This window comes from Mesorhizobium sp. M0571 (genome assembly GCF_040320985.1).
GTDB lineage: Bacteria > Pseudomonadota > Alphaproteobacteria > Rhizobiales > Rhizobiaceae > Mesorhizobium.
In genome coordinates this window covers 1-6,254 of record NZ_JAMYQT010000110.1, presented here as the reverse complement: position 1 = coordinate 6,254, position 6,254 = coordinate 1, and the positions used below count along the sequence as shown (strand labels likewise).

The following is a 6,254-nucleotide window of genomic DNA, read 5'->3' as shown; positions in this document are numbered from 1 at the left end:
GGTCCCGCGAGGAGATTACGGATCTGATGGCTGGCGGCGAAACGATGGCCGATCTGGAAGCCAAGGTCGATGGTTACATGGCCGAGCATGAAGGTCATCCGCCACCGGGTTCCTCGACAGATGCGCCGGCGATGCGCTGACACCAACTCAATGGCGTCAGGCGGCGGCGGTCGATCGTCGCTTCTGCCGAATTCCTTCTTTGGTGAATGTGCATGATACGTATCGGTGTGGTTGGCTATGGCACGGGTGGACGGCATTTTCACACGCCTTTCATTGCCGCCGCCGATCGCTGCGAGTTGGTCGGCATAGCGGCTCGAGCGCCCGCCACCATCGCCCGGGCGCGCGTCGATTGGCCGGGCGTGCCGATCCACGCGAGCGCCGACATGATCGCCGCCGGCGGACGCGGCGCAAATTGGTGCTCGAAGCCATTGCCGCCGGGTTGCACGTCATGGCCGACAAGCCGTTTGCCCCAAATGCCGAAAGCGGGCGCGAGCTGGACCGGGCGGCGAAGGAGAAGGGCGTCGTGCTCGGCGTATTCCAGAACCGACGCCTTGATTCCGACCTGCAACACTAGCGCGCGTTGTGCGCGACAACCGCCTCGGCAAATTATGGCGGGTCCACAACCGTATGGATTTTGACGACCCCGCGACGCTGGAGGCAGGCCCAACTGGCGGTCTGTTGCGCGATCTGGGCTCACATCTAGTCGATCAAATGCTGTGGTTGCTCGGGCCGCGCTCGGTCGACGCGCAGCTCGACCATATCGATTTGCCGCAAGGGCCAACCGATGCAAGCTTCACGATCCGTCTGGCGCATGAGAACGGCGTTCATTCCCATATCTCGGCCAGCAAGCTGAACCATCTCAATATCCGCGAACTGCGCGCCTATGGGTCCGAAAGGAGCTATGTATCGCACGGTACCGACGTGCAGGCGCAGGCAATCTTCGCGGGCCGGCGTCCGATGCACGATATGGCTGGCTGGGGATACGAGCCGGAAGAGGCGTGGGGGGTGCTGCGGACCGCGGCTGGCGAAGTGCGCTTCCCGCCGAGCAGGGCCGCTATCACGATTACTACACCGCCTTTGCCCGTGCCGTGCGCGAGGGCACTTCGCCGCCGGTTACCGCTGCTGCGGGCACGGCAGTCCTCGACGCGCTCGACGCGGCACGACTAAGTTTCGAAACAGGACGTTCGATTGACCTTTGATGACGGGTCGACTGATCGTGACCCAAGGGGTGAAAACAATACGACGATCAGGATGGCAGTGATCCGCGCAGGTCTGACGGGCGCGGATGATGCCAAGATAGTTGCCGAAGAACTGCCCGGCGCAACCCTTCAACTGGTCTGCGACACGGCAAGCGTCGACTGACTGCATCGCGGTGATGGAGGTCGAGCAGAAGGCGGGCGACGCGTTGAGCTGTTTTCGGCCGCACGGAAACGGTGCCACCCAAAATTCTGTTCACGGTCGCCACTGAGACGCCTGCTGCGGTAGCGAGATCGTGGATTCTCGGCCGCCTCATGAGTGCACCCTGGTTATATCATCATGACTGATACTAAATGATATAAATGTCGCTTTTATACTATTTCCGTCTTGCTATGAAGATCAAGCGTCCGATATGAATCGCGTCCAGTCGGGGTCGATATCCTAGATCAGCCCCCAGTGGGCTGACCCCGCAATCTCACGACCGATCCGGGCAAGAGGCACTGTCACGATGGACGACCATCAGTATGGAATGCGCGACAAGCGGGGTAACTGGGCACCGCATCGCCGGGCCGAGCCGGCCCCGATCTGGCATCGTCCGTTCAATGCAAAGAAGGTGGTGGCCTGGATTCCTGAGTTTCTCTGGCCGTGGAACGCATTTCATCTCGCCACGTCGATCATTTGGGTGAACCTGCTCATCCCAAGCTGGCAGAGCCTCGCGACCTTTTCTCTGGTCAATTACTTTTGGCTGTATGGCCTCAACGCTGCAGGCATCTTCCTCTTCTACGGCTTCTTCGAGTTGCGCTACTATATCCAGCGCAAACAACAGAACCGCTTCAAGTATAATCCTAAATTTCCGTCAGACGCGGCGTCAGACGTGTTCTGGTTTCAAAGTCAGAACCTCGACAATTTCACCCGCTCGTTTTTCGCAACGATACCACTATGGACAGTGGTCGAGATCGTGATGCTGTGGATGTATGCAAACAGCTGGGCGATCTGGCTGCCATGGACGACGAATTGGCTTTACCTGTCGTTCCTGGTGCTTATCGCGCCAGCCGTGCATGAGGTCTATTTCTTCTTCCTTCATCGGGCGATCCATTGGCCGCCGCTCTACAAATGGGTGCATTCGGTCCATCATAATTCGATCAATCCAAGTCCCTGGTCGTCGCTCTCGATGCACCCGGTCGAGGGCTTCCTCTATCATGCTGAAGCCTGGCTGCACCTGTTGATCCCTTCGAATCCGGTCTGCGCCTACTTCACGCTGCACGGAGCGGGATTTGGAGCGGTGAACGGCCATCTCGGTTTCGAGACATTCGAAATCACCGACAAGGTTAAGCTCGATAGCCATTCTTACGTGCACTACCTGCACCACAAGTATTTCGAGGTGAATTACGGCGGTGATGGGCTGGTACCCCTCGATAAGCTGTTCGGAACTTGGCACGACGGCAGCAAGGAAGCCGACGAGATCATGAAGGCCCGCTTCCGCAAGAAGAAGGAAAAAATGCGGAGCCAGCAGGAAGGCCGCAGCGATCCCGCATCTGGAATGCCGGCGGAATGATGAACCAATCGCTGTTTCGACTGTGCCCGTGAGGAGCGGGCCCGGGACAGCCAGAACTTTTGTTGAAAAGCCCCACGGGGCAAATGGGAGGAAGACTATGAAGCTTTTCAAGACGCTTGTGTCGACAGCGGTGCTAATCGGGTTCAGTACCGGCGCGACGCTCGCCGCCAATATCTTCGTCATCGGCGGCAAACCGGACGATCCGTTCTGGTCGATCGTCAAGCGTGGCGCCGAAGATGCTGGCAAAGTTGTCGAGGCCCAGGGTGGCAAGGTCACTTGGCTGGGGCCGCAGAACTATGACAATCTGGGCGTCGACGCCGCTGAGCTGATCCGCCAAGCCATCGACCAGAAAGCGGACGCCATTGTCGGCCCGGACTGGGTGCCGGAAGCGATGGACCCTGCGTTCAAGGCAGTAGTGGATGCTGGCATTCCACTCGTCATCTACAATGCCGGCGGGTTGAAGGCAGCCGATCGCCTGGGAGCCATGAACTATGTCGGCTCCGACGACTATAAAGGCGGCGTCGCCGGTGGGGAATATCTCGCCAAGGCCGGTGACAAGAAAGGCGTCTGCATCAACACCCTGCCGGGCGCTGCCAATATCGAGGCCTATTGCGGTGGCTTCAAGGAGGGGATGAAGAATGGCGGCGGTGAAGCCGACGTGTTGCCCTTGCCAGCAACGTCCTTCGGCTCAGCGACGGCCGTGGCGCAGGCGGTGAAGGCCTATCTGCTCCAACACTCAGACGTGACCGCCGTATTCACCATCGGCAACGTTGACGCCAACTCCGCCATGAACGGCATCACCCAGGCCGGCAAGGGTGACAAGGTTCATCTCTGCGGCATTAACTTTGACGAGACCATTCTGAACAACATCAAGGATGGCAAACAAGCTTGCGCGATTGACCAGCAGGGTTACCTGCAGGGCTACCTCGCCGTGGCGATCCTCAACGGCAAGGTAAATTACGGCCTCACCGTGCCGACCCGTGAGATCCTCACCGGACCCGGCATCATCGATAAGGCCAGCGTCGATGCAACCATCGCCGGCGTGAAAGCAGGGACGCGATAGCCCCTTTTCACTAATGGCCGCCCTCGCTTGAAACGCGGGCGGCCATTCCTCCCTTTCTCTGCGGCGGCTCCATCGTGGCCGGCCGCTTGCTCGCGGATTACCCTAATGGCACATCCCGTGACGTCCACATTAACCCCGGCGCCGAACCGCACGCGGTCCCGACTAGCCCTCGGCCGGCTGGCGCGTCGACCAGAGTCGGGCTCGTTCCTCGGCCTGGTCGCAGTTCTGCTTTTCTTTGGCCTGTTCGGGGGAAGTGCCTTCATGTCGGCAGCCGGCACGGCCAGCTGGTTGAACATCGCGTCTGAGATCGGGATCATCGCGCTGCCGATAGGGTTGCTGATGATCGCCGGGGAACTCGACATCTCGGTCGGTGCCGTGATCCCCGCAGCGTCGCTTACCGCTGCCATCGTCTCGGGTCACTATGGGCTGCCCGACTGGCTTGGCATAACGGCCGCACTTGGCCTCGGCCTCGCTGTCGGCTTGCTCAACGGGCTGTTCGTGACGAGAACGACCATCCCTTCGCTCATAATCACCATTGGCACCATGTTCCTCACGATGGGTCTGACACTAGGTCTCACCGTCAAGATCGCTGGCAGCACCGGCGTCTCGCTTGTGCCGGACCCGCTTACCAAGGCAATCCTAGGCGACTATCTCGGCGGCATGTTTCAAGTCACAATCCTGTGGTGGGTGGTGTTCGTGATTGGCCTGTTCTGGCTATTGCACATCTCCCCGTTGGGCAACTGGATATATGCACTCGGTGGCGACAAGGAGAGCGCGCGCAACGTTGGCATTCCGACCAAACGGCTGACCATCGGTCTGTTCATGCTGTCCGGCTTCAGCGCCGCTTTCGTTGGGGTCAGCGAGGTGATGGTCTACCAGAGTGCGCAGGTTCTGGCCGGTCAGTCCTTCATCTTCAATTCCATCATGTGTGTGGTCATCGGGGGCGTTCTGCTCACGGGCGGCTTCGGCTCGATCGTTGGCATCGTGTTTGGCACGATTACCTTCTCGATCGTGAACCAAGGCATCTACTTCACGAGCATGGATCCCAACATCGGAAGCGTCATAATCGGCGCGCTTCTTTTGATCGCGGTGCTGACAAACGACACCTTCCGGCAGCTGGCGCTCAGCTATTCGTCGAAGAAGGGGGGACCGACATAATGGACGCAATCAAATCGGTGCTGCGCCGTCCCGAGGCCGGCTCGATCCTCAGTCTCGTCAGCGTGGTGTTGTTCTTCGTTCTGTTCGGCGGCGCCAGTTTGGGCACGCTGGTTGGCGCGGCGAGTTGGGTCAATTTCGCGGCAAATCTCGGCATTGTCGCCATTCCCGTCGGGCTGCTGATGATCGCTGGCGAACTCGACATTTCGATCGGCGCGTTGATCCCCGCCGGTTCAATGACCACCGCCATCCTGACCGGCTACTACGGGCTGCCCATCTCGGTAGGGATCGCTGGGGCGCTGGCTGTCGGCGTGGCGGTCGGCCTGGTCAACGGCCTGCTCACGATCCGAACCTCGGTGCCTTCGCTGATCATCACGCTGGCCACGCTGGTCGCCATGCAGGGGGTGGTGCTAAGTGCCTCCGTGCTTCTGACCGGCAATGCCAGCGTTGCCCTAACGGCGCCGGACTGGGCGAAATTCCTCTTCGGACAGTTGATCGGTGGCAGTCACCAGGTCATCATCGTCTGGTGGCTGGCGTTCGCCGCTGTCATAGGCTTCGCTCTTCACAAGACCCGCTACGGCAATTGGCTGTTTGCAATGGGCGGCGACAAGGTCAGCGCCCGCAACGCCGGCATTCCGACGAACCGCATGACAATTGCGCTGTTTGTGTTGTCCGCGGTCAGCGCCACGTTCGTCGGCATCTGTCAGGCGATCCTGTTCAACTCCGCCCAGGTCTCCGGCGGCATGAGCTTCATCTTCAATGCCATCGTGTCCGTGGTGGTGGGCGGTGTGCTGCTTACCGGCGGTTTCGGTTCGGTTATTGGTATCTTCGTGGGCACCATCACCTTCGCCATCGTCAGCCAGGGCATCTACTTCACCCAGATCGACCGAAACTGGTCGAACCTGATTATCGGTGTGATGCTCCTGCTGGCCGTGCTGATGAACCAGTCGTTCCGCGACTTGGCTCTGTATTTCAGACCGCGGCGTGGGCGAGACCTGCCGCGGGAGCCAGCAAACCCATGAGAAACGAGTTGCCACAGGAGCCGTGCCCGGCGGTCGCGATCAACGAGCATCGTGCTTCTATGAACACGGTCGCCGATCAATCGCATCAGCCAAGCCGGTTCGCAGATGAAGAGGTGAGCACGCCATGAACGACAAACCTGCCATTCTCGAGCTGAAAAGCGTCAACAAATCCTTCGGTCCGATCGATGTCCTGCACGATATTTCGCTGAAGGTGCGCGCCGGCGAAGTGCTTTGTCTGCTCGGTGACAACGGCGCCGGCAAG

Annotated in this window: 8 protein-coding genes and 2 pseudogenes; 8 read left to right on the top strand and 2 right to left on the bottom strand. The window is 59.8% G+C overall.

What is annotated here, in order from left to right:
- Window positions 1-371, bottom strand: a 371-nt coding sequence (locus NKI85_RS37265) for a hypothetical protein (RefSeq protein WP_352532686.1), incomplete at its 3' end; no start/stop codon positions are given.
- A 44-nt stretch (window positions 372-415) separates the two neighbouring features.
- Between NKI85_RS37265 and NKI85_RS37260 the strand changes: the two genes are divergently transcribed.
- Genes NKI85_RS37260 through NKI85_RS37250 form a run of 3 tightly spaced genes read left to right on the top strand, consistent with a single transcriptional unit; the run spans window position 416 to window position 1,362 of the window.
- Entirely contained in the window at window positions 416-574 is a 159-nt protein-coding gene (locus NKI85_RS37260; protein WP_352532682.1) for a Gfo/Idh/MocA family oxidoreductase, read from the top strand.
- Between the two features lie 8 nt (window positions 575-582).
- The gene (locus NKI85_RS37255) at window positions 583-1,167 is read left to right on the top strand and encodes a Gfo/Idh/MocA family protein (RefSeq protein ID WP_352532678.1); all 585 of its coding nucleotides are present in this window, start codon (window positions 583-585) and stop codon (window positions 1,165-1,167) included.
- 21 nt (window positions 1,168-1,188) lie between these two features.
- A complete protein-coding gene (locus NKI85_RS37250) occupies window positions 1,189-1,362 on the top strand; it encodes a hypothetical protein (protein WP_352532684.1) in 174 nt (57 codons plus the stop codon).
- Between the two features lie 43 nt (window positions 1,363-1,405).
- Here the strand turns inward: NKI85_RS37250 and NKI85_RS37245 are convergent.
- Window positions 1,406-1,513: pseudogene (locus NKI85_RS37245) on the bottom strand (LacI family DNA-binding transcriptional regulator); the annotation flags it as partial.
- Window positions 1,514-1,705: 192 nt separating this feature from the next.
- On the opposite strand from NKI85_RS37245, the gene NKI85_RS37240 reads away from it, so the two are divergent.
- The 5 genes and pseudogenes from NKI85_RS37240 to NKI85_RS37220 all read left to right on the top strand — a co-directional run.
- Window positions 1,706-2,752: a sterol desaturase family protein gene (locus NKI85_RS37240; protein WP_352780858.1), complete on the top strand. Its 1,047-nt coding sequence runs from the start codon at window positions 1,706-1,708 to the stop codon at window positions 2,750-2,752.
- Window positions 2,753-2,849: 97 nt separating this feature from the next.
- Window positions 2,850-3,815 (top strand): sugar ABC transporter substrate-binding protein, encoded by a 966-nt coding sequence (locus NKI85_RS37235; RefSeq protein ID WP_352532680.1) that lies wholly within the window; start codon window positions 2,850-2,852, stop codon window positions 3,813-3,815.
- Between the two features lie 105 nt (window positions 3,816-3,920).
- The gene (locus NKI85_RS37230) at window positions 3,921-4,973 is read left to right on the top strand and encodes an ABC transporter permease (RefSeq protein ID WP_502900786.1); all 1,053 of its coding nucleotides are present in this window, start codon (window positions 3,921-3,923) and stop codon (window positions 4,971-4,973) included.
- Window positions 4,973-5,992, top strand: a complete 1,020-nt coding sequence (locus tag NKI85_RS37225; RefSeq protein WP_352780852.1) for an ABC transporter permease — start codon at window positions 4,973-4,975, stop codon at window positions 5,990-5,992. Before NKI85_RS37230 ends, NKI85_RS37225 begins: the two co-directional genes overlap by 1 nt.
- A 124-nt stretch (window positions 5,993-6,116) precedes the next feature.
- Window positions 6,117-6,254, top strand: a pseudogene (locus NKI85_RS37220) (sugar ABC transporter ATP-binding protein); the annotation flags it as partial.

Coding starts and splice junctions, on each gene's coding strand:
- NKI85_RS37240 (WP_352780858.1), top strand. CDS start 1,706: ATGGACGACCATCAGTATGGAATGCGCGACAAGCGGGGTAACTGGGCA.
- NKI85_RS37235 (WP_352532680.1), top strand. CDS start 2,850: ATGAAGCTTTTCAAGACGCTTGTGTCGACAGCGGTGCTAATCGGGTTC.
- NKI85_RS37230 (WP_502900786.1), top strand. CDS start 3,921: ATGGCACATCCCGTGACGTCCACATTAACCCCGGCGCCGAACCGCACG.
- NKI85_RS37225 (WP_352780852.1), top strand. CDS start 4,973: ATGGACGCAATCAAATCGGTGCTGCGCCGTCCCGAGGCCGGCTCGATC.